General features: G+C 71.4%; 29 protein-coding genes and 3 pseudogenes. 14 read left to right on the top strand and 18 right to left on the bottom strand.

The features are described 5' to 3' along the window. The 4 genes and pseudogenes from AB0M47_RS32850 to eccCa all read right to left on the bottom strand — a co-directional run. A pseudogene (locus tag AB0M47_RS32850) lies at positions 1 to 223 on the bottom strand (hypothetical protein); the annotation flags it as partial. Positions 224 to 229: 6 nt separating this feature from the next. Continuing rightward, on the bottom strand, positions 230 to 532 hold the full coding sequence (locus AB0M47_RS32845) for a WXG100 family type VII secretion target (RefSeq protein ID WP_253750028.1): 303 nt from the start codon (positions 530 to 532) through the stop codon (positions 230 to 232). Between the two features lie 11 nt (positions 533 to 543). Continuing rightward, a complete protein-coding gene (locus tag AB0M47_RS32840) occupies positions 544 to 879 on the bottom strand; it encodes a WXG100 family type VII secretion target (protein ID WP_363420983.1) in 336 nt (111 codons plus the stop codon). Positions 880 to 1,012: 133 nt separating this feature from the next. Then, positions 1,013 to 4,915, bottom strand: coding sequence for a type VII secretion protein EccCa (gene eccCa, locus AB0M47_RS32835; protein ID WP_363420981.1), 3,903 nt, complete (start codon positions 4,913 to 4,915; stop codon positions 1,013 to 1,015). A gap of 109 nt (positions 4,916 to 5,024) precedes the next feature. Here eccCa and AB0M47_RS32830 point away from each other — a divergent pair, with 109 nt between their 5' ends. Genes AB0M47_RS32830 through eccD form a run of 4 tightly spaced genes read left to right on the top strand, consistent with a single transcriptional unit; the run spans position 5,025 to position 7,940 of the window. Next, complete coding sequence (locus tag AB0M47_RS32830; RefSeq protein WP_363420980.1) at positions 5,025 to 5,333, top strand: hypothetical protein; 309 nt, start codon at positions 5,025 to 5,027, stop codon at positions 5,331 to 5,333. Beyond that, entirely contained in the window at positions 5,330 to 6,313 is a 984-nt protein-coding gene (locus AB0M47_RS32825; protein ID WP_363420978.1) for a hypothetical protein, read from the top strand. Before AB0M47_RS32830 ends, AB0M47_RS32825 begins: the two co-directional genes overlap by 4 nt. Next, a complete protein-coding gene (locus AB0M47_RS32820) occupies positions 6,313 to 6,639 on the top strand; it encodes a YbaB/EbfC family nucleoid-associated protein (RefSeq protein ID WP_363420985.1) in 327 nt (108 codons plus the stop codon). Before AB0M47_RS32825 ends, AB0M47_RS32820 begins: the two co-directional genes overlap by 1 nt. Further along, positions 6,636 to 7,940 carry a type VII secretion integral membrane protein EccD gene (gene eccD / locus AB0M47_RS32815; protein ID WP_363420976.1) on the top strand — a complete coding sequence of 435 codons (1,305 nt, stop codon included), beginning with the start codon at positions 6,636 to 6,638 and terminating at the stop codon, positions 7,938 to 7,940. The genes AB0M47_RS32820 and eccD overlap by 4 nt, the downstream gene beginning before the upstream one ends. 8 nt (positions 7,941 to 7,948) lie before the next feature. Here eccD and AB0M47_RS32810 read toward each other — a convergent pair whose 3' ends face one another. After that, the gene (locus AB0M47_RS32810; RefSeq protein WP_363420973.1) at positions 7,949 to 8,755 is read right to left on the bottom strand and encodes a type VII secretion protein EccE; all 807 of its coding nucleotides are present in this window, start codon (positions 8,753 to 8,755) and stop codon (positions 7,949 to 7,951) included. Positions 8,756 to 8,793: 38 nt separating this feature from the next. On the opposite strand from AB0M47_RS32810, the gene AB0M47_RS32805 reads away from it, so the two are divergent. The 3 genes from AB0M47_RS32805 (at position 8,794) to AB0M47_RS32795 (ending at position 11,324) form a co-directional block, all read left to right on the top strand. Next, complete coding sequence (locus tag AB0M47_RS32805) at positions 8,794 to 8,997, top strand: type VII secretion protein EccB (protein WP_363420971.1); 204 nt, start codon at positions 8,794 to 8,796, stop codon at positions 8,995 to 8,997. A gap of 81 nt (positions 8,998 to 9,078) precedes the next feature. Beyond that, positions 9,079 to 9,723 (top strand): response regulator transcription factor, encoded by a 645-nt coding sequence (locus tag AB0M47_RS32800; RefSeq protein ID WP_253750007.1) that lies wholly within the window; start codon positions 9,079 to 9,081, stop codon positions 9,721 to 9,723. Next, a complete protein-coding gene (locus tag AB0M47_RS32795; RefSeq protein WP_363420969.1) occupies positions 9,720 to 11,324 on the top strand; it encodes a serine/threonine-protein kinase in 1,605 nt (534 codons plus the stop codon). Before AB0M47_RS32800 ends, AB0M47_RS32795 begins: the two co-directional genes overlap by 4 nt. Before the next feature lie 38 nt (positions 11,325 to 11,362). Here AB0M47_RS32795 and AB0M47_RS32790 read toward each other — a convergent pair whose 3' ends face one another. After that, the gene (locus AB0M47_RS32790) at positions 11,363 to 11,884 is read right to left on the bottom strand and encodes an ester cyclase (protein WP_363420967.1); all 522 of its coding nucleotides are present in this window, start codon (positions 11,882 to 11,884) and stop codon (positions 11,363 to 11,365) included. A 91-nt stretch (positions 11,885 to 11,975) separates the two neighbouring features. Between AB0M47_RS32790 and AB0M47_RS32785 the strand changes: the two genes are divergently transcribed. Both AB0M47_RS32785 and AB0M47_RS32780 read left to right on the top strand, forming a co-directional pair. Further along, on the top strand, positions 11,976 to 12,278 hold the full coding sequence (locus AB0M47_RS32785) for a hypothetical protein (protein ID WP_363420964.1): 303 nt from the start codon (positions 11,976 to 11,978) through the stop codon (positions 12,276 to 12,278). Between the two features lie 178 nt (positions 12,279 to 12,456). Next, positions 12,457 to 13,482: an acyl-CoA desaturase gene (locus AB0M47_RS32780; RefSeq protein ID WP_363420962.1), complete on the top strand. Its 1,026-nt coding sequence runs from the start codon at positions 12,457 to 12,459 to the stop codon at positions 13,480 to 13,482. 4 nt (positions 13,483 to 13,486) lie between these two features. Here AB0M47_RS32780 and AB0M47_RS32775 read toward each other — a convergent pair whose 3' ends face one another. Together AB0M47_RS32775 and AB0M47_RS32770 are read right to left on the bottom strand one after the other, a co-directional pair. Continuing rightward, positions 13,487 to 13,960, bottom strand: a complete 474-nt coding sequence (locus tag AB0M47_RS32775; RefSeq protein ID WP_363420960.1) for a MerR family transcriptional regulator — start codon at positions 13,958 to 13,960, stop codon at positions 13,487 to 13,489. Positions 13,961 to 13,970: 10 nt separating this feature from the next. Continuing rightward, entirely contained in the window at positions 13,971 to 14,864 is an 894-nt protein-coding gene (locus tag AB0M47_RS32770) for an SDR family NAD(P)-dependent oxidoreductase (RefSeq protein WP_363420958.1), read from the bottom strand. Positions 14,865 to 14,990: 126 nt separating this feature from the next. On the opposite strand from AB0M47_RS32770, the gene AB0M47_RS32765 reads away from it, so the two are divergent. Further along, positions 14,991 to 15,167 carry a hypothetical protein gene (locus AB0M47_RS32765; RefSeq protein ID WP_363420956.1) on the top strand — a complete coding sequence of 59 codons (177 nt, stop codon included), beginning with the start codon at positions 14,991 to 14,993 and terminating at the stop codon, positions 15,165 to 15,167. A gap of 134 nt (positions 15,168 to 15,301) precedes the next feature. Here the strand turns inward: AB0M47_RS32765 and AB0M47_RS32760 are convergent, their stop codons facing one another. After that, positions 15,302 to 16,333 (bottom strand): ABC transporter permease subunit, encoded by a 1,032-nt coding sequence (locus AB0M47_RS32760; protein ID WP_363420954.1) that lies wholly within the window; start codon positions 16,331 to 16,333, stop codon positions 15,302 to 15,304. 44 nt (positions 16,334 to 16,377) lie between these two features. Further along, a pseudogene (locus AB0M47_RS32755) lies at positions 16,378 to 17,046 on the bottom strand (ABC transporter ATP-binding protein); the annotation flags it as partial. 120 nt (positions 17,047 to 17,166) lie between these two features. Between AB0M47_RS32755 and AB0M47_RS32750 the strand changes: the two are divergent. Together AB0M47_RS32750 and AB0M47_RS32745 are read left to right on the top strand one after the other, a co-directional pair. Beyond that, positions 17,167 to 18,315, top strand: a complete 1,149-nt coding sequence (locus tag AB0M47_RS32750; RefSeq protein ID WP_363420952.1) for a histidine kinase — start codon at positions 17,167 to 17,169, stop codon at positions 18,313 to 18,315. Between the two features lie 37 nt (positions 18,316 to 18,352). Continuing rightward, the gene (locus tag AB0M47_RS32745) at positions 18,353 to 19,003 is read left to right on the top strand and encodes a response regulator transcription factor (RefSeq protein WP_363420950.1); all 651 of its coding nucleotides are present in this window, start codon (positions 18,353 to 18,355) and stop codon (positions 19,001 to 19,003) included. Here the strand turns inward: AB0M47_RS32745 and AB0M47_RS32740 are convergent. From AB0M47_RS32740 to AB0M47_RS32730, 3 genes are all read right to left on the bottom strand, one after another. Next, positions 18,998 to 19,831, bottom strand: coding sequence for an alpha/beta hydrolase (locus tag AB0M47_RS32740; RefSeq protein ID WP_363420948.1), 834 nt, complete (start codon positions 19,829 to 19,831; stop codon positions 18,998 to 19,000). The two genes, AB0M47_RS32745 and AB0M47_RS32740, sit on opposite strands and share 6 nt — an antisense overlap. 39 nt (positions 19,832 to 19,870) lie before the next feature. Further along, positions 19,871 to 20,806 (bottom strand): beta-ketoacyl-ACP synthase III, encoded by a 936-nt coding sequence (locus AB0M47_RS32735; protein WP_363420946.1) that lies wholly within the window; start codon positions 20,804 to 20,806, stop codon positions 19,871 to 19,873. Positions 20,807 to 20,879: 73 nt separating this feature from the next. Further along, complete coding sequence (locus tag AB0M47_RS32730; protein ID WP_363420944.1) at positions 20,880 to 21,623, bottom strand: MBL fold metallo-hydrolase; 744 nt, start codon at positions 21,621 to 21,623, stop codon at positions 20,880 to 20,882. 71 nt (positions 21,624 to 21,694) lie between these two features. Between AB0M47_RS32730 and AB0M47_RS32725 the strand changes: the two genes are divergently transcribed. Next, positions 21,695 to 22,297 (top strand): TetR/AcrR family transcriptional regulator, encoded by a 603-nt coding sequence (locus AB0M47_RS32725; protein ID WP_363420942.1) that lies wholly within the window; start codon positions 21,695 to 21,697, stop codon positions 22,295 to 22,297. Positions 22,298 to 22,344: 47 nt separating this feature from the next. On the opposite strand, the gene AB0M47_RS32720 is transcribed toward AB0M47_RS32725, so the two are convergent. From AB0M47_RS32720 to AB0M47_RS32700, 5 genes are all read right to left on the bottom strand, one after another. Then, complete coding sequence (locus AB0M47_RS32720; protein WP_363420940.1) at positions 22,345 to 22,902, bottom strand: dihydrofolate reductase family protein; 558 nt, start codon at positions 22,900 to 22,902, stop codon at positions 22,345 to 22,347. Positions 22,903 to 22,965: 63 nt separating this feature from the next. Next, a complete protein-coding gene (locus AB0M47_RS32715) occupies positions 22,966 to 23,364 on the bottom strand; it encodes a VOC family protein (RefSeq protein ID WP_363420939.1) in 399 nt (132 codons plus the stop codon). A 60-nt stretch (positions 23,365 to 23,424) separates the two neighbouring features. Next, positions 23,425 to 23,712: a transcriptional regulator gene (locus AB0M47_RS32710; protein WP_363420937.1), complete on the bottom strand. Its 288-nt coding sequence runs from the start codon at positions 23,710 to 23,712 to the stop codon at positions 23,425 to 23,427. Next, positions 23,709 to 24,173, bottom strand: coding sequence for a hypothetical protein (locus AB0M47_RS32705; protein WP_363420935.1), 465 nt, complete (start codon positions 24,171 to 24,173; stop codon positions 23,709 to 23,711). Before AB0M47_RS32705 ends, AB0M47_RS32710 begins: the two co-directional genes overlap by 4 nt. A gap of 44 nt (positions 24,174 to 24,217) precedes the next feature. Beyond that, positions 24,218 to 25,141, bottom strand: a complete 924-nt coding sequence (locus tag AB0M47_RS32700) for a LysR family transcriptional regulator (RefSeq protein WP_363420933.1) — start codon at positions 25,139 to 25,141, stop codon at positions 24,218 to 24,220. Positions 25,142 to 25,212: 71 nt separating this feature from the next. Between AB0M47_RS32700 and AB0M47_RS32695 the strand changes: the two are divergent. Further along, positions 25,213 to 25,347: pseudogene (locus tag AB0M47_RS32695) on the top strand (pseudaminic acid synthase); the annotation flags it as partial.

Raw genomic sequence — 25,347 nt, 5'->3', positions numbered from 1 at the left:
GAACGCGCCCTGCTCCCGTGCCGACATCGCCGCGGCGACCGGCCTCAACAAAGCCACCGTCTCCAGCCTCGTCGCCGACCTCGGTGAAGTCGCCGAGCGGCATCGGCGCGCCGGTGAGGACGGCCAGGCGGTCGTTCGGCAGCCCGAGGGCCGTCATCTGGCCCTCCAGCTCGGCGGCGAAGTCCAGCAGGGACTTCAGGTGAACCTCGAACGACTCCGTCATGGCGTCCTACTCGAACTGGGAGGCGAACTTCGCCTCATTGGCCTGCTGGTCCTGACCGGCCTGGCCCAACGCCGAGCCGAGCCGGTCGATGTCGGCGAACAGCTCCTGAGCCGCCCGCTGGAGCCGAGTCCAGTACTCCTGGTACTTCTCGGCTGCCTGGCTGCCGGACTGCACCCAGGTGTCGCGCAGCGGACCGGCTTTGCTGTTCGCGTCGTCGATCTGCTGGTTGAACGTGGCGGCCTTGGCCCGCAGCGCCGCGGCGAGGTCCGACATCGCCTGGAAGTTGACGCTGACCACGTAATCCGACATCGTCTCCTCCTTCAGTTCCCGCGCAGCCGGTCGTACGCGCCGCCGGCCGCGCTCGTCAGCGACTGGGCGACGCTGTCGTCGGTCTCGGTGTAGGCGGTCTGCGTGCTGTTGACCACCGACGACAGGTCGGACAGCAGTTGCACCAGCTTCTTCAGATCGCCGTCGAGCCCTTCCACGGCCCGGTCGAGCGCCTGCGCCTGGCGACCGGCGTACTTGGTCGCCCGGAGCGCGTCGACGTCGCCCAGCATCTGCTGGATCGTGCTGCGAGCCTGGTCGGAACTGTCGTCGTAGGCGCGGACGGCCGCTGCCGCGGCCGCGGTGTCGAGTTGGAACCCGGGTCCCGTCACCGCGCCACCTCCCTTCTAGTCGAAAGCATTTCTCTGGTCGGGGTTTGACCCCCTGACGCCATTGAAGCCGGGGTGGAGTCCCTGGTGAACGGCACAAGTGCGGAGCGGCGGCCCGGCAAAAGTGCCCATCGCGCTACCCGGTGGGCTCGATCCAGGCGAGCTGGACGAGCGACGGCGCGGCCCGGCGTGTGACGAGCCGGCCCCGCCCGGGCGGCAACGGTCCCGGCTTGACCGGGCCGAGCAGCGGTCCCTCGTCCTTCGACCCCGACAGCACCAGGCCCGGCGTCGCCAGATCCCGCAGTCGTTGCAGGATCGGCTCGAACAACGCCCGGGAGGCGCCGCCGCTGCGGCGGGTCAGGATCAGGTGCAGGCCGATGTCCTTGGCCTGGGCCAGCAACGGGGCCAGCGGGGCGAGCGGGTTCCCGGCCGGCGTCACGACGAGGTCGTAGTCGTCGACGAGCACGAACAGCTCCGGGCCGGTCCACCAGGACCGGTCGCGCAGTTGCTGCGGAGTGATCTCCGGTCCGGGCAGCCGTTCGCGCATCGCGCGTTCGACCTGGGCCACCGCCGCCGCGACCGCCTGATCGGAGCCGCAGTACTCCAGGAGGTAGTCGGCGGCGACCGCGTCCAGCAGGCTACGGCGGTAGTCGACGACGAGGACGGCGGCCTGGTCCGGCTTGTACTGAGCCTGGATGCCGGCGGCGAGCAGCCGCAACAGCCCGGTCTTGCCCGACTCCGTGTCGCCGAACGCGAGGAAGTGCGGGTCGGCGGCGAAGTCGGCGTACACGGGGGCGAGGTCGGCCTCGGCGATGCCGAGCGGCACCCGGCCACTGCCCGGCTGAACCGCCGGGCCCGCGTCGGACAGCAGGGCGGTGATCGGCAACAGTTGGGGCAGCAGCCGGAGTTTGGGCGCGCTCGGCCCGGTCCAGCCACCGCCGACCTTCGCGACGAGATCGGCCACGCCGTCGGCGAGGTCGTCGGTGGTCGACCGGCCGTCGATCCGGGGCAGGGCGCCGAGGAAGGCCAGTTTGTCCGCCGTCAACCCCCGCCCCGGTACGCCCACCGGCACGTTGGCTGCGGCCCGCCGATCGACGACCGAATCGGCGGGGTCGCCGAGCCGCAGCTCGACCTGGGTGCCGATGAGGTCGCGCAGGGCCGGGCGGATCTCGGTCCAGCGGTTGGCCGCCAGCACGACGTGGATGCCGTAGCCGAGGCCGCGGGCGGCCAGCGTACCGACCTGTTCTTCCAGCTCCTCGAACTCCTGGCGCAGCGTCAGCCAGCCGTCGACGACGAGGAACACGTCGCCGAACACGCGCCCGTCGGCGGGCGGCGGAGGCTGTCGGCGGAACGCGGCCATCGAGTCGATCCCGCGTTCGCTGAAGATCCGCTCCCGTTCGGCGAGCAGCCCCGTCAGCTCGGCGAGCGTACGCCGGCAACTCTCGACGTCCAGGCGCCCGGCGTACCCGCTGATGTGCGGTAGGCCGGACAGGCCCGTGAGTGTCCCGCCGCCGAAGTCCAGGAGGTAGACCTGGACCTCGACCGGGGTGTGGGTGAGCGCGAGCAGCGCGACCAGCGTGCGCAGCAGCGTGCTCTTGCCGCTCTGCGGCCCGCCCACGACGACGGCGTGCCCGGCGGATCCGGACAGGTCGATCCACAGTAGATCGCGGCGTTGCTCGAACGGTTTGTCCACGATGGCGATCGGCACGGTGAGGCGGCCGTTGCCGGGCCAGCTCGGCAGGCAGAGGCCACGGTCGGGCGTCACGGTCAGGCCGGGTAGCAGCTGGTCCGCGGTGGCCGGATCGGCGAGCGGCGGCAGCCAGATCTGGTGGGCCGCCGGGCCGCTGCCGGTCAGCCGAGACAGCATCGCGTCCATGACGGTCTCGCCGGTGTCCGGTTGCGGGGCGATCGCGGGGGCGGCGTCCTCGGGCGTGGCCTCGGCCGGTGTGGGAATCAACGGGAACGGCATCGCCCGGTGGCGGAACGGCGCGGGCTGGGTCGCATGGAATCGTCGCGCGGGAAGCGGTCCGGACACATAGGAACTCTTGAACCGCAGCAGCGTCGCGGTGTCCGTCCGCAGGTACGCCGAACCCGGGATCGGCGGCAGCTCGTACGCGTCGGGCACCCCGAGCACGGCTCGGCTGGCGGCCGAGGAGAAGGTCCGCAACGCGATGCGGTAGCTCAGATGGGTGTCGATCCCCCGCAGCCGGCCCTCGTCGAGGTTCTGCGAGGCGAGCAGCATGTGCATGGCGACGCTGCGGCCGAGGCGGCCGATCATGCCGAACAGCTCGGCGAACTCGGGGCGGCTGGTCAGCAGCTCGCTGAACTCGTCGATGATGATCATCAGGGACGGCAGGGGTGCGAGGTCCGCCCCGGCCAGCCGGGCGCGTTCGTAGTCCTTCACCGCCGCGAAGTTGCCCGCCGACCGGAGCAGCTCCTGGCGGCGTACCATCTCGCCGCGCAGCGCGTCGCCCATGCGGTCGACCATGGTGAGGTCGTCGGACAGGTTGGTGATGACGGCACAGGTGTGCGGCAGATCCGTCATCCCGGCGAAGGTCGCGCCGCCCTTGAAGTCGATCAGGGCGAGGTTCAGCACCTCCGACGAGTGCGTCACCGCGAGCCCGGTGACCAGCGTACGCAGCAGCTCGCTCTTGCCCGAACCGGTCGCCCCGATGACGAGCCCGTGCGGGCCCATGCCGCCTTCGGCGGACTCCTTGAGGTCCAGGTCCAGCGGGCGGCCCGCGGGGTCGACGCCGATCGGCACGCGCAACCGGTCCCGAGCCGGGCGGGGGCGCCAGGTGACGGCCGGGTCGACGGCGCGGGGATCGGCGATCCCGAGCAGGTCGGCCAGACCGGGTGCGGCCCCGGTGTTCAGGTCCGGCAGCGGTTGCACCGTCGGGCTGAGCGACGTCAGCTGCCGCGCGAGGAACTCCGCCGGTGCCTCGTCGAGCCGATCGGGGCGGCCGATCGGGCGCACCCCTTCTGGCGTACGCATCCCGATCCGGTCGCCGTCGACGAGCAGGCTCAGGGTGGCGCCGTCCGGTTCGCCGGGCCAGCCGCCGACGTCGAGCACGGTCACTCCGGCGACCTCGGTGACCTCGCCCGGCACCGGCACTCCGTCCACGATGTACACGACGTGCGGGTCGGCTTCGGCGTACGCCGAGAACGCCGGGCGGCTGTCGAGGTCGAGCAGCTCGACGAGCGGTTCGGCGGCCGGGCCGACGAGCCGGACCGGACCGGCGGCGTCCATCCGCCCGCCGTCGCAGGCGTGCGGCAGCCACTTGAGCCACTCCCACGACCGCTGCCGATCGGCGCCGGCCTGGCAGGCGATCCGCAGCGCGCCCGGCGGATGGAAGATCGCCAGTTGACCCAGGATCGCCCGGGCCAGGCCGAGCACCTCGGGCCGCTCGCCTTCGACGGTGATCCGGGAGAACGACCGGACCGAGACCGCGACCGGCAACGCGCTGACCGTGCCGAAGGTGCGGATGAAGGTCCGCAGGGCGCTGGAGCTCACCGGGTCGAGGTCTTCCACCGGGGCCGTCTGCGGCGGGCGCAGCGGCGTCGCCAGCAGCTGCGGTCCGGTGCCGATCCGGACCTGCCCGAACTCCGGGTCGCCCGCCGAACGCTGCCACATGCGGGCGGTGCCGGCCAGGCTCCACAGGTCCCGCGGCGGCGGCAACCGGTCGATCATCGCCTCGCTCTGCCGCGCAGCGGCCGACTGCACCTGCCGCCGCAGGTTGGCGAGGTAGCGCAGGTAGTCGCGGCGTTCGACGTCGAGCTGCCGTCGCTTCTGCGCACCGGACCGGGTGAGCGTCAGGACGAGCATCCCGGCCGTGGACGCCGCGAACAGGCCGCCGAACAGCCACGACATCGTGGTGTTGGACCGGCCCAGGTTGACCAGGGTCATCGCGCCCATGCCGAGCATGAGCGGCACCATCACCAGTAGCTGGGTGAACGAGGCCGAGCCGCCCTCGCGGGGCAGCAGCGGCGGTGGCTGCAACTGGACCTCGTCGAATCCTTCGGGGTTCATCAGGCTCATCGCCTCATGAAACCGCTCCGGCGCGGCCGTTCCTTGGACACTTATGCGGACAACCGCATGGGCATTTCTGCCGTTCTGGACGCCCCGGTGGCGTTCCTACGCTGGCCGCATGAGGTACGTCGGGTATCAAGCGGAGCACGACGCGGTGCGGGCCGAGACGGGCGCCATCGCGGGCGAGCTGCTGCGTGCGTACGAGGCGTTGCGGTCGCTGCGCAACCTGAGCGTGCCCAGTGCCGGGCTCGCCGGGATCGTCGCGCAGGCCGCCGCGCGCGAGGTGCTGGGGCGGCTGGCCGAGGCGCTCGGCTCCGTCCTGGGGCAGACCCAGGCGGTCACCATGACCATCGAGAACGCGATCGCGGCGTACGCCGCCCTGGACGAGCAGGCCGCCGCCGATCTCGGGCGGGTGCGACGGCCATGAAGATGACGGCACAGACCGCGCAGACCGCACAGTCGTCGGGGCTGAGCCTGGTGCTGGGCCCGGTGGTCGACATGCTCACCGGCGGCCAGCTCACCACGCTCGCGCAGCGACTGCTCGCCGACCCGCAGAGCCTGTGGCAGTGTGCCGACGCCGTGCTCGACATCGTCTCGGCGCTGAACGGGCCGAGCGATCGGATCGCGTTGGCCCGCAAGGCGATCGACGCGGTGTGGAGCGGGGCGGCGAAACAGGCCAACGTCGACCGGCTGCTCGTCCTCGACGGCTGCTTCTCGACCACCAGCGACGGGCTCAAGAACCTGGCGGAATGGCTCGCCCGGGTGGCCGACCTCGTCCAGCAGGCACAGCGGACCTACAACGCCGTGGTCAAGTCCGGCAACGCCGCCGCGACCGCCCAGCTGTCGATTCCCTTCGGCGGGCAGGCGATCGCCACCTTCACGTCATGGCTGGTCGTCGGGATGGTCGTGAAGATCATCATTCAGTTGATCACCACCCTCAGCGGGATGAGCGACCAGCTCAAGACCTCGTCCGGCGCCACCGCCGAGCAGGCGCTCCAGACCGCGTCCACGATGCCCACCGGCCCGGCCGCGGGTGATGCGACGCCCATCGCTTCCACAATGGACGGTACGCCTGCGACGAGTGGCGCGAGCACGTCGAGTGGGACTGGTTCGACGATCGGCACCGGCCAGACGCTCACGCCGAGCGTGCTCACCTCCGGCGACTGGGTCGCGCGCGACCCGGCGACGGCAAGCTCTGGCGGCACCGCTACCGGCACAGCGCAGTCGGTAGCGGCACAGACCGGAGGCGACACCATCGTGATCAAGACGACCAAGGACGGGGTCGAGGTGCAACTGGCCCGGCCCGAGCACGACGTCTCGCTGAAGGTCGAGGCGGTCATCGACGGCAAGAAGGTCACCCAGGACATCGAGTTCGACGGTGACGGCGACGGAAAGGTCGGGACGTGATGTTCGAGATCGACGACATGCTCGGCCGGCTGCGGGACCAGCAGCGCCAGGTCGAGGAGATCCAGACCGCGTTGCAGCGGCTGGAGGTGGTGGGCCGCTCCCGCCACGGCGACGTCACCGCCACGCTGCGTGGCCCGGCCGCCTTCCGCGAGATCAAGGTCGCGCCGGAGGCGCTGCGGCGCTACGGAGCCGACGGGCTCGGGCCGCTGATCGCCGAAGCCGTCAACGACGCCCTCCGCCAGCACGCGGAGGCCACGCGCCAACGCTTCGAACCGCTCGTCACGGCGGCTCAGGCCGGCCTGCCCGACCTGCCGGACCCACGATGACCGTCGACATCGCACCCACCGCGCTCGCCGCCCCGCGCCGCGTCACCATCGCCGCCCCGGCCACCCGCGTCGACGTCTCGCTGCCGCCCCAGGCGACCGTCGCCGAACTGGTCCCCCAGCTCGTGCGCATGGCCGGGGCCGTCTGCGGCGGCTGGACCCTCGGCCGGCTCGGCGACGAGCCGTTCGACCCCGGCTCCACGGTCGCCAGCGCGGGCATCCGCGACGGCGAGGTCCTCCACTTGTACGCCCAAGGGGGCGGTCCGCTTCCGGTGCTCTTCGACGACGTGGCCGACGCGGTCGTGGCGGCGCACGCGGCGAGCCGGTGGCGGCCGGAGCACGCGCGGCGGGCGGGGCTCGCCGTCGCGGCGCTGGCGGTGACCGGACTGGTGGCAGCGCTTCCCCTGGTCGGGCGGGCCGCGGTGGCGGTCGGCTGCCTGCTGGCCGCGATCGCCCTCGCCCGGTCCTCCCGTGGGTCGGCGGCGAGCACCGTCCTCGCGGCGACCGGGGTTCCGGCGGTCGCCGCGGCCGCACCGCTCGCGGGAGTGAGCTGGGCGGTCGCCGGCACCGCCGCGATCACCGGGTACGCCCTGTGCGCGCTGGTGCTCGTGCCGGCCGCCCGCGTCTGGTTCGCCGGCCTCGTAGTGGCCGGCGTGCTGGGCCTCGGCACGGCGCTGCTCACCACGGTCGCCGGGCCGATCGCGGTGGCCCCGATGATCGCTGTCCTACCCGTCCTGACCCTCGTCATGCCCGGGATCGCAGTGCGGCTCGGCCGTCTGCCGTTGCCTCGGCTGCCCGCTGACCAGTCGGCGTTGGCGACCGACATCCGCCCGGCGGCTGGGGCTGACGTGGTGGCCGCTGCGAAGGTGTCCGCCCGGATGCTGACCGGCCTGCTCGCCGGGGTGGTCGCCGTCGAGGTCGGTGCGGTGGGCGTACTGCTGCGGCTGGGACGGCCGTGGTCGCTCGCGCTGGCCGTGTTGGCCGGGATCGCGCTGGCGTTGCGCGTACGCGCTTATGTCCAAGTCGGACAACGAGTGGTGCTGCTGTCGGGCGGGTTGGCCGTGCTGGCAGCGGCCGGGGCGATGCTGGCGAACTCCGGCGACCCCGCCCGGCTCGTCCTGATCACGGTGCTGGCCGCCGGGGCGCTCGCCGGACTCGTCACGGCAGTACGCCCGGACCAGCCGCCGTCGCCCTACCTGCTGCGGCTGCTCGACATCCTCGAATTCGCCGCCCTCATCGGGCTGTTGCCCACCGCGCTCGCCGTGCTCGACGCGTATGCCCGCATCCGGGGGCTGACCCGATGAAGCGCTCCTCAGTAGACACCGAGCGGCAGCGTCGCCAGCACACCCTGCGCCTGATCGCCGGTCATCGCGGTGAGCCGCCGATCCAGTCCGCCCAGGCTCCGGCGGACGGCGTCCTCGACGGCGACCCGGTCCGGTTCGGTCGCCACACTGATGCGCAACGTCGCCCGAATCTTGGCTCCCGTACGCGCCGGAGTCACCTGGACGGCCAGGCAACTGCTCAGCGCCGGCGGGCCGGGCCGGACGGCCCAGAGCGCCTCGTCGGCCTGCCCCGGTACGCGGAACGCGACGTGCCGCAGTGGGCCGACCGACCACGCGTGCTTCGCCGGGAGCACCACGGCATCTGGCGCGCCCAGCGAGGCGGCCAACTCCGGGCGCAGCCGGTCCTCCTCGACGGGGCGGACGGCGTACCCGGCGGCCCGCAGGCGCAGGGCCAGCCGCAGCCCGGCGACGCCCGTCGCGTGCACCGCGCCGGTGACTCCACCGCCGCGGGCTGCCACCGCCGCCGTGGCCTGGACAGGGTCCAGCCGGGCGGCGACCCAGCACACGTCCCAGGTTTCCGGCCGATCCCCCGGTCGCGGCACCGACCACCGGACGAGCTGGGTGGCCGCCACCGGGACGTCCCCGGCGATCAGCCCTTCCGAGAGCGGGCCGAGGAGCCCGGCCGGCTCGCGTACGCCGTCGAGCCGCAGCAGGACGCTCCACGCGGAGGTCCGGCCCGCCGCCCAGCCCAGTACGCCCACGCGCTGCCCTGCGCGATCGGCGTACGCGGTGGTGGTCAGTCCCGGCAGCAACAGATCCAGCGGCGAACCGGTCAACGGCGGATCGCCCGGTAGCGAAGGAATGGGTGCCTCCAGTGTGGACGCAGCGGGATCAGCTTCAGGCGCACCGTTTTCTGCGCCGCCGGGTCGTATCGGCCCTGCAAGCCGGTCAGGCCAATCCGCCGACGCCGCCGGCTCGCGCCTTCGTGGTCGCCTTCGGCATCGGAGTGATCGCCGCCGCGCTCCTCGTGGCCGCGTTCGCAATCTACGGCGTCCTGCGACCCGGCGCCAGCGGTTGAGCACCGCTCGATCCGATTCGGGCAGTGACCCATCCAAGCCTTCCCCGGCTTCGAATTCCGTCCGAAGGGGAGGTGGGCTTGATGATGGAGGCGCAGTTCGAGGCGCACGTGGTCGACGGCCATCCACTGTTCCGGGCGGCCCTCGTACGCGTCCTCGACGGCGGTCCGGACCTGCGGGTCGGAGTGTCGGCCGGCTCGGTCGAGGAGTTCGCCGCCTACCGCGTTCCGCCGGGCGCTCTGGTGACGCTCGATCTGCAGCTGCCGCGCCTGCGGGGGCCGGAGGCGGTCACCACGGTGACGGGCATGGGGTTTCGCGTACTGGTGATCGCGGCGTCGTCCCGGCACACCGACGTGCTGTCGGCGCTGGCCGCCGGAGCGGACGGCTATCTGACCAAGGACGCCGACGCCGAGGAGGTACGCCGGGCGGCTCGCCAGGTCGCCCAGGGCCGCCGGTATGTCGCGCCGGGACTGGCGGCGTTCCTGCTCGATGCCCGGCAGCGGCAGTTCGAGCCGCCGGTCGAACTGTCCACACGGGAACGACAGGTGCTGGCGTTGCTGGCGGCCGGGCAGCGGGACCGGGACATCGCCGACCGGCTGGCGATCAGCGTACGCACCGTGCGGTCGCACCTGGACCACATCCGGCAGAAGACCGGGCGTCGCCGGCGTCCCGACCTGACCCGGCTCGCCATCGAGAAGGGCATCCTGCACGAGGAGCAGAGGACATGACGACCGCGGGCGAACCCGTGCCGAACCAGCCAGGTCCGCAGGTCCCCGGATATCGCGAGCTGACCGAGGTCGCCCGCAGCGCCGGCAGCGTCGTCTACCGCGGGTACCAGGAGGCGCTGAACCGGCCGGTCGCGCTGAAAGTGTTGCAGCTGACCGATCCGGCCGCGCTGGCTCGGTTCGAACGTGAGGTGGAGCTGACCGTCCGGCTCGGCCGCCGCCATCCGCACATCGTCCAGGTCCTCGGCACGGCGGTCACCTCCGACGGCCGCCCGTGCATCGTGATGGAGTTCTACGACGCCGGATCGCTGCACGACCAGTTGCACGCGCGCGGCCCGCTGCCGATCGGCACCGTCCTGGAAGCCGGTGCGGTCGTCGCCGACGCGCTCGCCTTCGCCCACAGCCAAGGCGTCCTGCATCGGGACGTCAAACCGCAGAACATCCTCGTCCTGCCCACCTCCTACGTGGTCGCCGACTTCGGCATCGCCCGGTCGATCGACGCCGTCCCGCACACCCAGTCGCTGGACTGGTTCACCGTTCAGCACGCCTCGCCCCAGGTCCTCGAAGGGCGTACGCCCACCGTCGCCGACGACGTCTGGGCGCTGGGCTCGACGCTGTTCACGCTCCTCGACGGCGAACCGCCGCACACCGGTGACGACAACACGTTCCTGGCCTACGTCCGTCGCGTACGCGAGGAGCCGCCGCGCCCGCTGACCCGGCCGGACGTGCCAGCCGACCTGCGCGCGGTGATCGACCGCTGCCTGAGCCCGGCGGCCGAGGACCGGTACGCCACCGCGTTGGAGATCCGCGACGAGCTGCGCCGCATCGCATCAGCGGAACGCACCTCGGCCCCCACCCCTGCATCCGCAACGCCCGCGGTGGGTGGGGCGACGTCGTCGGAGGTCACGATCCGCCAGCCGGTACGCGACATGTCGCCGACCTCGCTGGGCCGCCTGGTCGCCGCCGCAGCGGCAGCCGCCACCCCCGCCAGCCCCTTTGGCACTGGATCACGGATCTCGGTCGAATCTTGGGCCAAGATTCGACCCGGAACCCTGATCCGCCGCGCCCGCACAAGGGCAGGGCGAGCGGTGGGGCGTAAGGCGACCGTCGCGGCGGCGACTGGAACGGTCCTCGTCGGAGTGGCGCTCGGCGTGACGAGCCTGTGGCCCACCCTGACGGTGCCCGTGTCCCAGCCGACGACACCGCTGACGACACCGCCGGCAACTCAGCGGACGAACCAGCCGAGTACGCAACCCACGGCCAAGCCCAGCACGCAGCCGCCGAACACCTCGACGACCAGGCCGACGGCGTCGAGGCAGCCGTCGCCGAGCCGCAACCTCAACAAGCCCGAGATCGCCCCGTCGATCATCGACCTCCGGCGTACGGGGGGCTCCGTGGTGGTGACGTGGTTCGACGCCACCGACGGCGAGGCGACCTTCCTCGTCGTACGCGTCCAGGACGGTCAGGGGCAACCGCTGGTGACCGCCCCTGCCGGAGCAACCGAGGCGACCGTGTACGCGCGGGGCATCGGTCGGCAGTGCTTCCTGGTCATCGCCATGGTGGGCCTGGACCGCGGCGTCTCCCTCACCCGCTGCACCGAATAGCGCCGATTGATCAGCAGCGGGTGATCAGTCGCGGGGGATCAGCGGGTGAGCGCCGGATCGGGTTCGCCGCCCGACATCGCCAGCAGCCCGCGTAGGCACCGCACCATCAGGAGCCAGTTGCGCGGGTTGCGGCGGTCGAGCCCGCCGATCAGCTGCCGCAGCATGCTCAGGGTGTCGAAGTAGACCCGTTCGCAGACCAGCGTCTCGTCCTCGAAGATGAAGTACGCCGTCATCCGCACCCGGAACGAGCCGCCGGTCGGCGGGATCTTGCCGAGCGGGCCCTGGTGTGTACCCATGAGCCAGAACTCGACGATCACGGCGTCGTCGGCGTGCCGCAGCGCGATGATCTCGTGGTGCTGGTCGGGGAACGCGACCCGGGTGTCGTGGTAGTAGCCGCGGACGGCGGTGTCGCCGTCGTGCACGGTCATCGTCGGCACCAGTTCGTAACGCGGGTGCGGGAACGTCGACAGCACGTCGTCCCATTCCTGCCGCACCTCGTCGCGGAAGTGATCCAGGACGGTCTTCTCGCGTACGGCGCGCAGGCTCTCCGAGGACGGCATGCGCGGAAGTGTACGTGAATCCAGTCTGGACAGTCGGTCGACCGTCCAGATAGTTTAGTCAACGCCTAAACTATCTGGAGGAGGGTCATCCATGCGACGTCGCGTTCTCACCCTGGCTGTCGGTGTCGTCACCGCGCTGTCCGGGCTCACCCTGACCGCCACACCGGCGCACGCCGACCAGACTTATTGGGGCTGCCTGGCCGACGGCAAGTACATGTTCGGCCAGTACCCGGCCAACCACGATCAGAACGTCTACTCCTGCGAGTGGAGCCCCTACTACCGCTACTGGAAGTACGTCTCGACCTGTGCCGAGGGCACCCACCCGGTCGCCGTCCTGACGGAGACGTCCGAGCCCGGCCTCTACATCGCCCAGACGACCTGCGTCACGAACTGAGTCACGGACTGAGTCACGGACCGAGTCAGGGACTGAGCAGCGCGGCGGCGGGCCGGGCGTGAGCCGTCCGGCCTGCCCGGCTGATGCGAGCACGAGGAAACAGACTGGGGGCAGCCCCACCCCGGGTTCGGGGGTCAGCGGGATTCTGAACGATCCGCCTGGCCACGAGGCTGGGATCATGACTGATACGACGGCCCTCGCCCGTCCGGCCACCTTCCGCGGCAGCGACTTCGCCCGCCTGTCCGACCGGGTCAAACGGGCCGGTCTGCTGGATCGGCGACCCGGTTACTACACCCTGCGCATCGGGCTGGTGGTCGCGGCGTACGCCGGAGCCTGGGCGGCCTTCGCCCTGATCGGCGACTCCTGGCTTCAGCTGCTGGTCGCCGTCGCTCTCGCCGCCGTGTTCGCCCAGGTGGCCCTGGTCGCCCACGATCTGGCGCACCGCCAGGTGTTCAGCGGCCGCCGGGCGAGCGAGGTCGCCGGGCTGCTGGCGGGCAACCTCGGCATCGGCATGAGTTACGGCTGGTGGATGGACAAGCACACCCGGCACCACGCCAACCCCAACCACGAGGATCACGACCCCGACGTCTCCCCCGACATCCTCATCTGGTCCACCGACCAGGCGCGGGCGGCCAAGGGACTGCCTCGGTTCGTCGGGCGGTTCCAGGCGTACCTGTTCTTCCCGTTGCTGTTGCTGGAAGGGTTGAACCTGCACGTCTCCGGGGCCCGGGCGCTGCGCAAGGGCGGCATGCGCCACCGGGCGGCCGAGGCCGTGCTGTTCGCCCTCCACTTCGCGGCGTACCTCGGCGCGGTGTTCACCGTGCTGCCGCTGGGCAAGGGCCTGGCGTTCATCGCGATCCACCAGGCGGCCTTCGGCCTCTACCTCGGCTGCACCTTCGCCCCGAACCACAAGGGCATGCCGATGGCGACCGACGACCTCGACTACCTGCGCAAGCAGGTGCTGACCTCCCGGAACGTGAGCGGCGGCCCGGTGCTGGACGTCGTGCTCGGCGGGCTGAACCACCAGATCGAGCACCACTTGTTCCCGAGTATGCCGTCGGCCAACCTGCGGCGCGCCAAGCCGATCGTCCGCCGGTTCTGCGCCGAGATCGGCGTGCCCTACGAGGAGTGCGGACTGTTCCGGTCGTACTCGATCGCACTGCGCCACCTGCACGAGGTCGGGCGTCCGCTACGGACCGCCTGACGCGCTACACCTCTTCCGGGCCGGTCTCACCGCCGTACGTCGCGATCTTGTATTCGGTCGCGGCCAGCGACAGCGTCAGTTCCCGGATGCGACGGCGGATGATGTCACGGTGCTCGAGCAGCATGTCCAGCCGCTCGGGCACCGTGTCCGGTCCGGCGTCGACCAGCTCGATGTAGTGCTGCAGATCCCGCATGGGCATCCCGGACAGCCGCATCCGGGTCAGGAAGACGAGCCGCCGCACGGCGTCCGCGTCGTAGACCCGGTAGCCGTTGGCGTCCCGGGCCACCTCGACCAGGCCCGCCCGCTCGTAGTAGCGCAACGTGTGCGGGGAGATGTCCAGCAGGTCGGCGACCTCGGTTATCGCCATCGCCGCAGGCATCTCCGTCAGGCCGGTGAGCCGGTGGATGGCGTCGACCGACAGCGGATCGTCCTCACCGAAAGTCTCCAGCACCCGCGTCATCAGGTCTTCCGTTGCCATGCCCACGAGCCTAGACCGGGCGTGACGACGGCGGCACGTCGTCGAAGTCGGCGCTGCGGGCGGTGTCCGCCCAGCGTTCCACCTCGGCCAGGCCTCGCCGGTACGCCCCGGAGATCCGCTCGACCGCCTCCCTTCCCAGGGGCAGCCGCAGCGGCAGCGAGCCGCCGTGCACCAGCGAGACGATGATCTCGGCCGCCCGGTCGGGGTCGCCCTCCTGGCGTCCGTCGGCGCCGGCCATGTCCGCCCGGACGGCCGCGAGCACCTGGGCGTACGCGGCGGAGGGGCCGGCGAATTCGAGCGTGTCGCCGGCGTTGAACTCGGTGCGGAACCGGCTGGGCTCGACGATCATGACGCCGATGCCGAACTGCGCGACCTCCCCGGCCAGCGCCTCCGACCAGCCTTCCAGCGCGAACTTCGAGGCCGAGTACGCCGCCACCCCGGGGAACGACGTCCGGCCGCCCTGGCTGCTCATCTGGACGACGGACCCTGATCCCTGAGCGCGCATCACCGGCAGCACCGCCCGGACGAGCGCGGCCGGGCCGAACAGGTGTAGGTCCATCAGTTCGCGCAGCTGGGCGTCGCTGACCTCCTCGACCGCGCCGACGACCGCCCGGCCGGCGTTGTTGACGAGCACGTCGATCCGGTCGAACCGCTCGACGGTCTGCCGGACGAGTCCGGCGGCGGCGGTGACGTCCCGCGCGTCGTACGCCGTGACCAGGCAGGTGTCCGGATACTTCGCCGCCAGGTCGGCCAGGCTCTCGGGCCGTCGCACCGCCGCGACGACGATGTCCCCGTTCGCCAGCGCCTTCTCGGTGAGCGCCCGGCCGAAGCCCCGGGACGCCCCGGTGATGATCCACGTCAAGCTCTGCGGCTGTGTCCCCGACTGGGACTGCGTCTGTGTCATGACGGCGACGCTATGGCTTTGAGCGCGCTCGAACGCAAACCCCGAACCGGCCGGATGTGACCACGACCACCCCTGGAACTCGATCTTGCGCGGTTACCGAACCGCGCAGGTGGGTATGGACAGGCCATGATCACCGAGCCTGGCCAGACCATCGTCGCCGACCTATCCCGGAACGAGCCCGCTGACCAGCGACCCCGTGACTTCGCGGAGGTCTCCGACGCCGGAGATCACATGTCGCCTTGTCACGCGCTGAACCACACGGACCAGGACTGCTCCGGGCGGCACCAGGTCGGCCTCACCTGACCCGGCACCACCCGAAGCGACCCTGTCCCCAAAGCGACCCTGCCCCCGAAGCGACCCGGCACCCCGAAGCGCACGAGCGCCCTAGCGACCCGGTGCCACCCGAAGAGAGCCGCACCCCGAAGCGGCCCGGCAGATCAGGCCCGGCGGCCGAGCCGCCACCAGCCGAAACCGGCCGCGATCACGGCCAGCCCCAGCAGAAGGGCCGATTCCAGGAGCTGGAACGGCCAGTACCGCCGGTTCGGCTGGTACTCCACGTCGACGTGCAGGTCGTGCGCCGCCAGACAGTCCGCCGCCGCGCCGAAGGTGCCGCCGCTGCCGGACCCGCCCGACGAACCAGCAGGCCGGCCAGGCGCGATGCAGTCGCCGAACACCCCCGGATCAAGCGTCTTGCCGTCGGGCGTACGCAGATCGGTGACCGACGTCACCCACGCGTCCGGCACGGTCAGACCGCGTACCGAGGGTCGATTGGTCAGACCTCCCAATCCTCGCAATTCGTTGATAGCGGACACCGTCATCGCGCGGGTCTCCGTCCGCGGTGGCAACAGGTGCGGGCGTACGGCGTTGGCCACGGCGAACTGCATGACGATCACGAGCAGCCCGGTCAGCGCCATCGCGGGCACGGTGCGCCGGATCAGCAGCCCGAGGACCGCTCCGGCAGCGAACCCGAAGACGGCGTACGCCACCGGCACGAGATGCCGCGCGCCGAAGACGATCGTGGTGAACCGGTCCCCCGCCGCCGTGTCGACCGGGCTCGCCGCCCAGCTCAACACCAAGCTCAGCAAGGACGCCGTGACGACGACGGCCGACGCGACGACCAGCAGCTTGAGCGTGAGCCACCGCTGCCGCCGGATGCTTTGACTCCACACCAGACGATGAGTGCCCGCCTCGAACTCCCGGGCGATCAACGGCGCGCCCCAGAACATGCCGATCAGGGCGGGCACCAGCAACACTCCCGCGTCGATGAACAGCAGCGTGTTCTGGTGCTCGGCGGCGAACTGCCGCAGCGCGTCGGCACAGCCCGCCGCGTCTACACAGGACGCGAGGTACGAACGACGGGACTGCCTCAGGCGTACTCCTAAAAGGAGCAGCGGAAGCGCGGACGCGACCAGGGCGATCAGCCCGGCCAGCGCGGAGGTCCGGAATTGCCGCCAGCTGAGCCAGATCATCGGGACCCTCCCATGTAGCCGAGCGCGATCTCTTCGAGGTGGCCGGGACCGCGGCCATGGCGGGCGAGGATGTCGTCGACCTCACCGGCGAGCTGAACCTGGCCGTCGCGCAACAGCACGAGGTAGTCGCAGGCTCGCTCTACATCGGACATCAGGTGTGAGGACAGCACGGCGCTCGCGCCGAGGTCGGCGACGAACTCCACGAGACTGGTCATGAACGCGTTGCGGGCCAACGGATCCAGCGCCGCCGCCGGTTCGTCGAGCACCAGCAGGTCGGGTCGTTTGGCCGCCGCCACGGTGAGCGCGAGCTGCGCGCGCTGGCCGCCGGACAACCGCCCGGCGCGCTGTCCCGGGTGCAGCCCGAGCTGCTCGATCCGGCGCCGGGCCAGGGCCCCGTCCCAGCGCGGATTCAGCCGCTCGCCCATCTTCAGGTGCTCGCCGACGGTGAGGCCCGCATAGACCGGCGTGTCCTGCGCGACGAAGCCGATGGCCGCCGGATCCGCACCCGGCCGACGGCCGAGCACCGTCAGCTCGCCACTGCTCGGCTCGATCAGACCACAGATGAGCTGCAACAACGTGGACTTGCCCGCGCCGTTCGGGCCCACCAGGCCCACGATCCGGCCCGGCGGCACGGCCAGGTGACAATCGGCCAGCGCGGTGCGCCGGCCGTACCGTTTGGTGAGGGCCCTGGCCCACAATGCTTGCGTTGACATGCGGCCCAGCGTCGGTCCCCGCCGGATCCGCGCGCATCGGTCCGAAGAAGGGGTACGCCCAGCGGCGAACCCTACTTTCGGCGGTGACGGCGCAGCTCACCGGCTGGGTAGCGTGGCCGCGTGACTACCTGGGAGCAGTTCGAGCGACGCCTCGTCTCCGCCGCGAACGCGGCACTGGCCGCCGCGTTCGCCGTCGTCCTGGCGGGTGTGGCGCTTGCCGTCTCGATCACCTGGGGCGGCCCGGCTGCTCTGTTCGACATCTCGGCGGGCGCCGCGACGGCGGTGTTCGCCCTGGTCCGGGACCGGCTACGCGGCCCGGCCGCCGCATTGTGCGCGTTAGGCGTGGCGGCCGTCGCGGTCCCGATCGCGTCGGCCGCCGAACTCCCCCGCGAGCCCGGCCCGGCGATGATCCTGGCGCTGTCGGTTCTCGTGGGCTCGGCGATCCGGCGGCTGTCCACCGGGTGGGGCGTCGGCCTGACCATCGGCTACGCGGTGATCGTGGTCGGCAGTCACCTGCTCGCCCCGGCGACCTCCTCCGACGTGATCACGGCGTTCGCCGCGGCCGGCTGGTTCGGCGCGGTGGCCGCCGGATTGCTGCTGCGGCTGGTCGACCTGCGCCGCCGGTTCGCCGCCGAGCGCGTACGCCGAGACGAGCGGGTGGCGCTGGCCCGCGAGCTGCATGACGTCGCCGCCCATCACCTGACCGGGATCGTCGTGCAGGCCCAGGCGGCCCGGATCGTCGCGCGTACCCGGCCGGCCGAGGTCACCGGGGCACTGGACCAGATCGAAACGGCCGCGGCCGAGGCGCTCACCGCGACGCGACGGGTGGTCGGGGTGCTGCGCGACTCCGGCGACGCCCCGCCGACCACGCCGCAGCCCGAGAGCCTGGCGGACCTGGTGCGGCGGTTCCCCGGCCCGGCCGTCGACCTGCGTACGCCACCCGGCTTCACGTCCGGCGTGGACTGGCCGCCCGAGCTGGCCGCGACCGTCTATCGCATCGTGCAGGAGTCGCTGACGAACGTGGCCCGGCACGCCCCGTCGGCCCGCCACGTCACGGTCGGTCTCGCCGAGTCCCCTGGAGTGGTCACGGTGGAGGTCGCCGACGACGGAGACCCCCGGCGCCCCGGACCTTCGTCCACCGGGGACGGACACGGGCTGCTCGGCATGCGCGAACGCGTCGAGGCGCTCGGTGGGACGCTCGACGCCGGACCCGGGCCGCGAGGCTGGGTCGTCCGCGCGGTCCTCCCAGGCTCGGGTGGTGCGGCATGACCCTCAGCGTCCTTTGCTTTGTGCCCGTGGGTGCGGCATGACCATCAGCGTGCTGATCGCCGATGACCAGGCGATGGTCCGCAGTGGGCTGCGACTGATCCTGTCCGACCAGCCGGACATCACCGTCGTCGGCGAGGCGGCGGACGGTGTCGACGCGATCGAGCAGGCGCGGCGGCTGCGGCCGGACGTCTGCCTGGTCGACATCCGGATGCCCCGGCTGGACGGGCTGGCCGTGACCCGGGCCCTGGCTGGGCCCGGCGTCACGGCGCCGCTGCGGGTCGTCGTGGTCACCACGTTCGACCTCGACGAATACGTCTACGGTGCGCTGCGGGACGGCGCGGCCGGGTTCCTATTGAAGGACTCCGGGCCGGCGCTGCTGGCCGAGGCCGTCCGCGCCGCCCATGCCGGCGACTCCCTCATCTCACCGTCGATCACCGTGCGGCTGTTGCGGCACATCACCACGTCGACGGCGGTCGACCCGGTCAAGCCGTGGCGCAAGCTGTCCGACCGGGAGCTGGACGTCGTCCGGGCGATCGCCCGGGGACTGACCAATCAGGAGATCGCCGCCGAGCTGTTCATCTCGCTCAGCACAGTGAAGAGCCACGTGTCTGGCATCCAGGCCAAGCTCGGCGTACGCAACCGCGTCGAGATCGCCGCGTGGGCGTGGCAGACCCGGCTGGTCTCATAGGAATGCGTCTACTGTAGAGCGGAACGCGGCGGGCTGTTCGAACCAGGGGAAGTGGCCGCTGCCGTCGATCACGGCGATCTCCCCGGCCGGGAACAGCCGGGCCAGCTCGGTGGCCGGGCCGACGCCGACGCCGGTGTCCTGCGCGCCCGCGACCACCAGCACCGGAGCCTCGACGGCTCGCAGCCGGGCGGCGAGGTCGTCCGGTGGGTCGACGCTGAAGTAGGCCCGGTTCGCGGCGAACCGGTAGCGGAACTTCTGGGAGTGCGCCTGCTCGGCCGGGCCCCACGTCGCGTACGACATCGGCGCGATGCGGCCGTACCACTCGGTGAGCCCGTCGTCGTCCAGCTGCTCGGGACCGGTCTGCCAGGCCGCGTACGCGGCGTCGAAGGCGGGATCGCCGTGCCGGGCGTCGGTCACGCGATCGACCCCGGGCCCGCCCGGGATCAGGTACCCGGTCGGCGGCGTGACCAGCACGAGTCCGCCCACGTACGCCGGGAACTGGGCCGCATAGCTGATCGCCAGCCGCGTACCGGCCGAGTGACCGAGCAGGACGACGCGATCGAGCCCGAGATGCCGCCGGAGCCGGTCGACGTCCTCGGCCTGCCGCCAGAACGAGGCGACCTCGGGATCGGCGGGCAACGGCGAGTCGCCGACCCCGCGCAGATGCGGGACCACCAGCGGGCGTACGCCGGACAGCCCGGCCAGGTCGTCCAAGTAGGACGGATGAGCGGCCGCGCCGCCGGCGAGGACGATGATCGGCTCGCCGTCGGCGGAGTCCGACCGCTCGTAGTGGAGTTCAGCGCCGTCGTGCGTGAGATAGGTGTTCATGGGGTTTCCCTTCGGATGCCACGTGGGCGCTCCGACGGATCACGGCCAGCGGATCACTTGGCCCGCGTACGCCAGCCCGCCGCCGAAGCCGAGCAGCAGCACCGGTTCGCCCGAGGCGATCTCACCGCTCCGCAGCAGTTTGGACAGCGCGATCGGAATGCTCGCGGCCGAGGTGTTGCCCGACTCGGTGACGTCCCGGGCGACGATCGCCTTGGGCGCGCCGATCTTCTGCGCGACGGGTTCGATGATGCGCAGGTTGGCCTGGTGGAGGACGATGCCACCGAGGTCCTCCGGGGTGACGCCGGCGGCGGCGCAGATCTGGTGGGCGATGCCGGGCAGCGTCGTGGTGGCCCAGCGGTAGACCTTCTGCCCGGCCTGGGTGAACTTCTGGTCGCCCTCGATCACGACGGCGTCGCCCATCTCCGGGAACGATCCCCAGACGACCGGGCTGACCGCGGGCTCATCGCTCGCCGTGAGCACGACCGCGCCCGCACCGTCGCCGATCAGTACACACGTCGTCCGGTCGGTCCAGTCGGTGAAGTCGGACAGCCGCTCCGCCCCGATCACGACGGCGGTCGACGCCGAGCCGACCCGGATGAGCGCGTCGGCGGTGGCCAACGCGTGCCCGAAGCCGGAGCAGGCCACGTTGACATCCATGACCGCGGGCGAGCCCAGGCCGAGCCGGCGGGCCACCCGGGCGGCGATGTTGGGGCTGCGGTCGATCGCCGTGCAGGTCGCCACGATCACCAGGTCGACCTCGGCCGGGTCGATGCCGCCCTGCCGCAACGCGTCGGCGGCGGCCTCGGCGGCCAGCAGGTCGAGCGGTTCGTCCGGGCCGCCGATGCAGCGTTCGGCGATGCCGACGCGGCTGCGGATCCATTCGTCATTGGTGTCGACGAGCTGCGCGAGGTCGTCGTTCGTGACGACCTTCTCGGGCTGGAAATGGCCCGCTGAGACGACTTGAGAACCACGCATCGACGTCACCTTCCATGATCGCATGCCGTAGACGCTGTCTACCACACCGCGATAGACACTGTCTACGCAGCGTTCAGAGGGTGAGAAGCGCCCCGGTCGCCAGGACGCGTACCGCCGTCTCGGGCGCGAGAGCCGCGACGGCGTCCACGAAACGGTCCGGCCGCAGCCGCTCGTGCCGGACGAACAACCGGTCGCCGACCGGGCCCGCCGTGAACGCGTAGTGGATCGGGACGGCGTACCGGGGGCGCAAGACTCTGGTCAGCTCGGCCGCCTGCTCGGCGTCCATGACGACCTGCCGGTTGAACGGACGGATACGCAGACCGTTGATCGGCAGCAGCGCCAGATCGAGGTCGAACCGCCGGGCGACCTCGTCCAGTTCAGGGATGCGGAGCGTGTCGGCCCCGAAGAAGACCGAGTGGCCGTCGCCGGTCAGCACGAAGGTCGACTCCGGCACGCCGTGCCGTGCGGGGGTGGCGGTGACGCGTACCGGTCCGAAGTCGACGGTCTGCCACGGGGCCAGCTCGACGACGTTGGTGAACCCGGCCGCCCGCAGCCGCTTCCCGACACCCGCGATCGTCGCGATCGGGACCGCCTTGTCCCGGTACGCCGCCAACCCGGCGACGTCGCAGTGATCGTGGTGGCCGTGGCTGATGACCACCCCCGTCAGCTCGGGCAGATCAGCGGCGCTCGCGTACGCAGTCGGCTCGCCGTGGCGGTAGCCGGGCCATTCGGCGAACCACGGGTCGGTGAGGATGCGCGCACCGCCGAAGTCGAGCAGCACGCTCGCGTGGACGACACGGTGAAGGGTGGTGGTCACAGGCGCTCCGTAAGTAGACAGATGTCTGCTGACGGACTTCAGTAGACGCCTGTCTGCTAACGTTGTCAATCGTGACCACCCCCCGCGTACGCAACCGCCGTGGCGAAGGCGACCGCCTGCGAGACGAACTGGTCGCGGCGGCCGCCGCCCTGCTGGAAGAAGAGCCGGCCGACGACGGTCCGTCGTTGCGCGCGGTCGCCCGCCGAGCCGGCATCGCCCCGCAGAGCCTCTATCTGCACTTCCCGGACAAGAGCCGCCTGCTTGGCGCGGTCTGCGAGACACGGTTCGCCGAGCTGGCCGACGACCTGGCTGCCGCCACCGGGCGTACGCCCACCGCCCGGCTACGGGCGATGTGCCTGGCCTACTGCCGATTCGCCGAGCGACGGCCCCGGCAGTACCGCGTGATGTTCACCGAACCCGTTCAGCCTGTCGACCCCGGATCGCGGCTGCTCGCCTTGTCCACATTCGATGCGGCCGTACGCGCCTGCACCGGTGAGCAGCCCGCCGCCTCGGCCGTTTCAGTTGTCTCGGCTATCTCTGTGACGACGCTATGCCTCTGGGCCGCGCTGCACGGGATGGTGCTGCTGCGTCAGGACCGGGCGGGGGTACCGTGGCCGCCGATCGAGCAGCTCGTCGACGCGCTACTCGCCGCCCATCTCCGTCCCTCGCTGTAGGACACTCGCCCCGCTGGTGGGCCGGACCGCCGCCCGGCTTGGCGAGGTCAGTCCGCGATCGGCCGGTAGCGCACGTTGACGACCGCGCGAGGTTCACCGTCGCCGACGCGTTCCAGCCGGATCGCCGGCCCGCCCGGGTTGTCGTAGAGCCGTTTGCCCGCACCGAGCAGGACCGGCGCGATGTGCAGGTCGATCTCGTCGATGAGGCCGAGTTCGAGCAGCTGCCGCCCGATCGTCGGCGAGAAGATCTCGAGGTTCTTCCCGTCGGCCGCTTCGAGGGCGATCCGCGCCGCCTCGGCGACGTCACAGCTGAGGAAGGTGACGCCGTCGGCCGGGGTGGCGTCCTCAGGGTGGTGGGTGAGCACGAAGATCGGCCCGTCCCAGTCCCCGCCGTAGGGCCGGGCGCCCTTGATCACATCCCACCCGTCCCGGCCGCCGAGGATCGCACCGGTGGTCCGGACGTACTCGTCGATCAGACCGGGCCGGGCGGTGATCCCGGCCAGCCAGTCCATCTCGTGTTCCGGCCCGGCCACGAAACCGTCCAGCGACATCGTGAAGTGCCAGAGCACCTTGCCGGTCGCGGTCTGCGGTGCGAAGTCGGTCATCTGCTCCCCCATCGTCGAGTGATCACACAGGAAGTCGAGCGTCCACCCCAGAACGTCGAGTGGTCACACCAGGAACAGACAGAGCGGATGCCCGGACGGGTCGAGGACCACGCGCAGATCGTCGCGCCCCTGCGGCTCGGGGAGCGTCCCGCCGAGCGAGAGCGCCAGCGCGACCGCGTCGGCCAGCGCCGCTTGCTCGTCCTGGCCCTCGCCGGGCTCCACCTTCAGATCGAGGTGGATCATCTTCTGCTGGCGTCCGAGTTCCTCGGGCCAAACGGGCGGGACGAAGTCCGGGGTCTGCTGGAACGACAGACCGGTCGCCCCGCCCGGATCGCGCATCAGCACCCAGTCCGGCTCGACGTCGGTCGGCTCCCAGCCGAGCAGTCCGCCGTAGAACCGGGCCATCGCGTGAGCGTCGGAGCAGTCGAGGTTGACCGTGCGGAAGATCACCTTGGTCGCCATTCCGGCACCTTATCCGCCCACTACGACAAGCCCGGGTCACGGCGGCCCGACAGGCCCAGGTCACGGCTGGCCGATGAGTTTCCGCAGCGCGGCGCAGTGCTCCTGGTACGCCCGCCGGCCTTCCTTCGTCATGGCGTATGTGGTGGTGGCGCCCCGGCCGTGCCCGTCCTTGGTCGCCTTCACATATCCGGCCGCCTCCAGCGCGGACATCTGCTTGGACAGGTCCGATTCGCTGATCTCCAGCTGCTCCCGCAGGAACCGGAAGGAGACGGTGGCGGCGTTGGCCAGCATCGCCATCGCCGCCAGCCGCTTCGGCACGTGGATCACCGGATCCAGGCCCTCGATCACCGCAGGCGCGCCTTCACTCGTTCCGCGGCGACGGCGTACTTGGCTTCGTAGAACGCCAATCCGGCGGTGACGAGGACGAACGCCGCCGCCGCGGCGAAGCCGAGCCCGGCCAGCCACCACACCAGCCCGACGAGCGCGGCGACGACGAGGACGCCGGCGAAGTAGCCGCGCCACACGACGGCGATCTCGGCCGGCGGCCGGCCCCGGCCCGGCATCGGCAGCGCGCCGTGGCGCTGCTGCATCCAGCGCAGGAACACCCCTTCGAGGACGATCAGCAGCACCAGGAACGAGGTGAACAGCGCCGTGTTCTCCCGCCACCAGGTGAAGACGCCGATGAACGCGGCGGCCCAGGCGCCGATGACCGGGGCGTACCACCGCGGGGTCGGCGGGTAGCTGATGTAGGGGGCGGCCTCGCCGCGCTCGACGGCTTGCAGCTGAGCGGCGACGTCAATACTTTCCATACCGGAAAGCTTAGGGGATAACTTTCCACCTTGGCAAGTGAAACTTACTCCCACTCCTCCTCGCGCCTGGTCAGCGCCACGGACTCCCGGATCAACCGCACCGGCTCGGCATCCGCCCGGTCCGGATGCCACACCAGCACCCAGGCATACGCGCGCTCGCCGCTCAGCTCGGGATCGAGGCGTCGCCGCACGGTGCCCGCCGGATGCGGCGTCGAGCGCAGACTCAGCGTCACGCAGACGCCCTCGGCGACCAGGTCCAGCGCCGCCGTCGCGGTGGCGGTGCTGACCGCGTACCGGATGGGTTCGAAGCCGGCCCGATGGCAGGCGTCGGCCACGAAGGCGTTCCATTCCGGGGCCAGCCCCTCGTTCGGCAGGTAGAAGCTCTCCCCCGCGAGGTCGGCGAACGGGACACGACGGCGGCGCGCCAGCCGATGCCCGGCCGGCAGGATGAGGTCCACCGGCTCGTGCCGCACCACCGCGTACGCGAGATCGGGCGTCACCGCGCCGAGCCCGCAGAACCCGGCGTCCAGGTCGCCGGCGAGGATCCGGCGACGTTGACTGACGCTGCCTTCCGCGCCGACGACCACCCGGGCCTGCGACTGTGCCCGGCGCAGGCGGCTGAGCACGGCTCGCGGGGTGGCCAGCTCGGCGTCCAGCACGTCGACTCGGATCGCCAGGTCGTCCCCCATCGCGGCCAACCCCGCCCGCAGCGCGGCGACGGCACGTTCGGCGTACGGGCGGAACGACCGGCCCGCGTCGGTCAGCTCGACGCCCCGGGTGGTCCGGTCGAACAGGGGGCTCCCGGCGTACCGCTCCAGGCGGCGGATCTGATTGCTCAACGCGGGCTGGGAGACGAACAGCCGCTGAGCTGCCCGGGTGAAGTGCAGCTCCTCGGCGAGAACGAGGAAGTACCGCAGCAGCCGCAGGTCGATGTCGTCCGCGGCGGACCCCTCCTGACCTGGATTCATAACCAGATCCTGTCACTGCCGTGTCCCCATGTCTTGGACCGGCCCAGGGCGTACGCACCAGACTCGGTCTCATGACGGACAAGAACACGATCAGGATCGGTGACCAGCAGGTCGGGCCGGGGCATCGGCCGTTCATCATCGCCGAGATGTCGGGCAACCACAACGGTTCCCTGGACCGGGCGTTGCAGATCGTCGACGCGGTCGCC

This window comes from Hamadaea sp. NPDC051192, assembly GCF_040682475.1.
In the GTDB taxonomy this organism is placed as follows: Bacteria; Actinomycetota; Actinomycetes; order Mycobacteriales; family Micromonosporaceae; genus Hamadaea; species Hamadaea flava.
The sequence above is the reverse complement of the archived record's forward strand: the minus strand, read 5'-3'. Positions and strand labels throughout refer to the sequence as shown.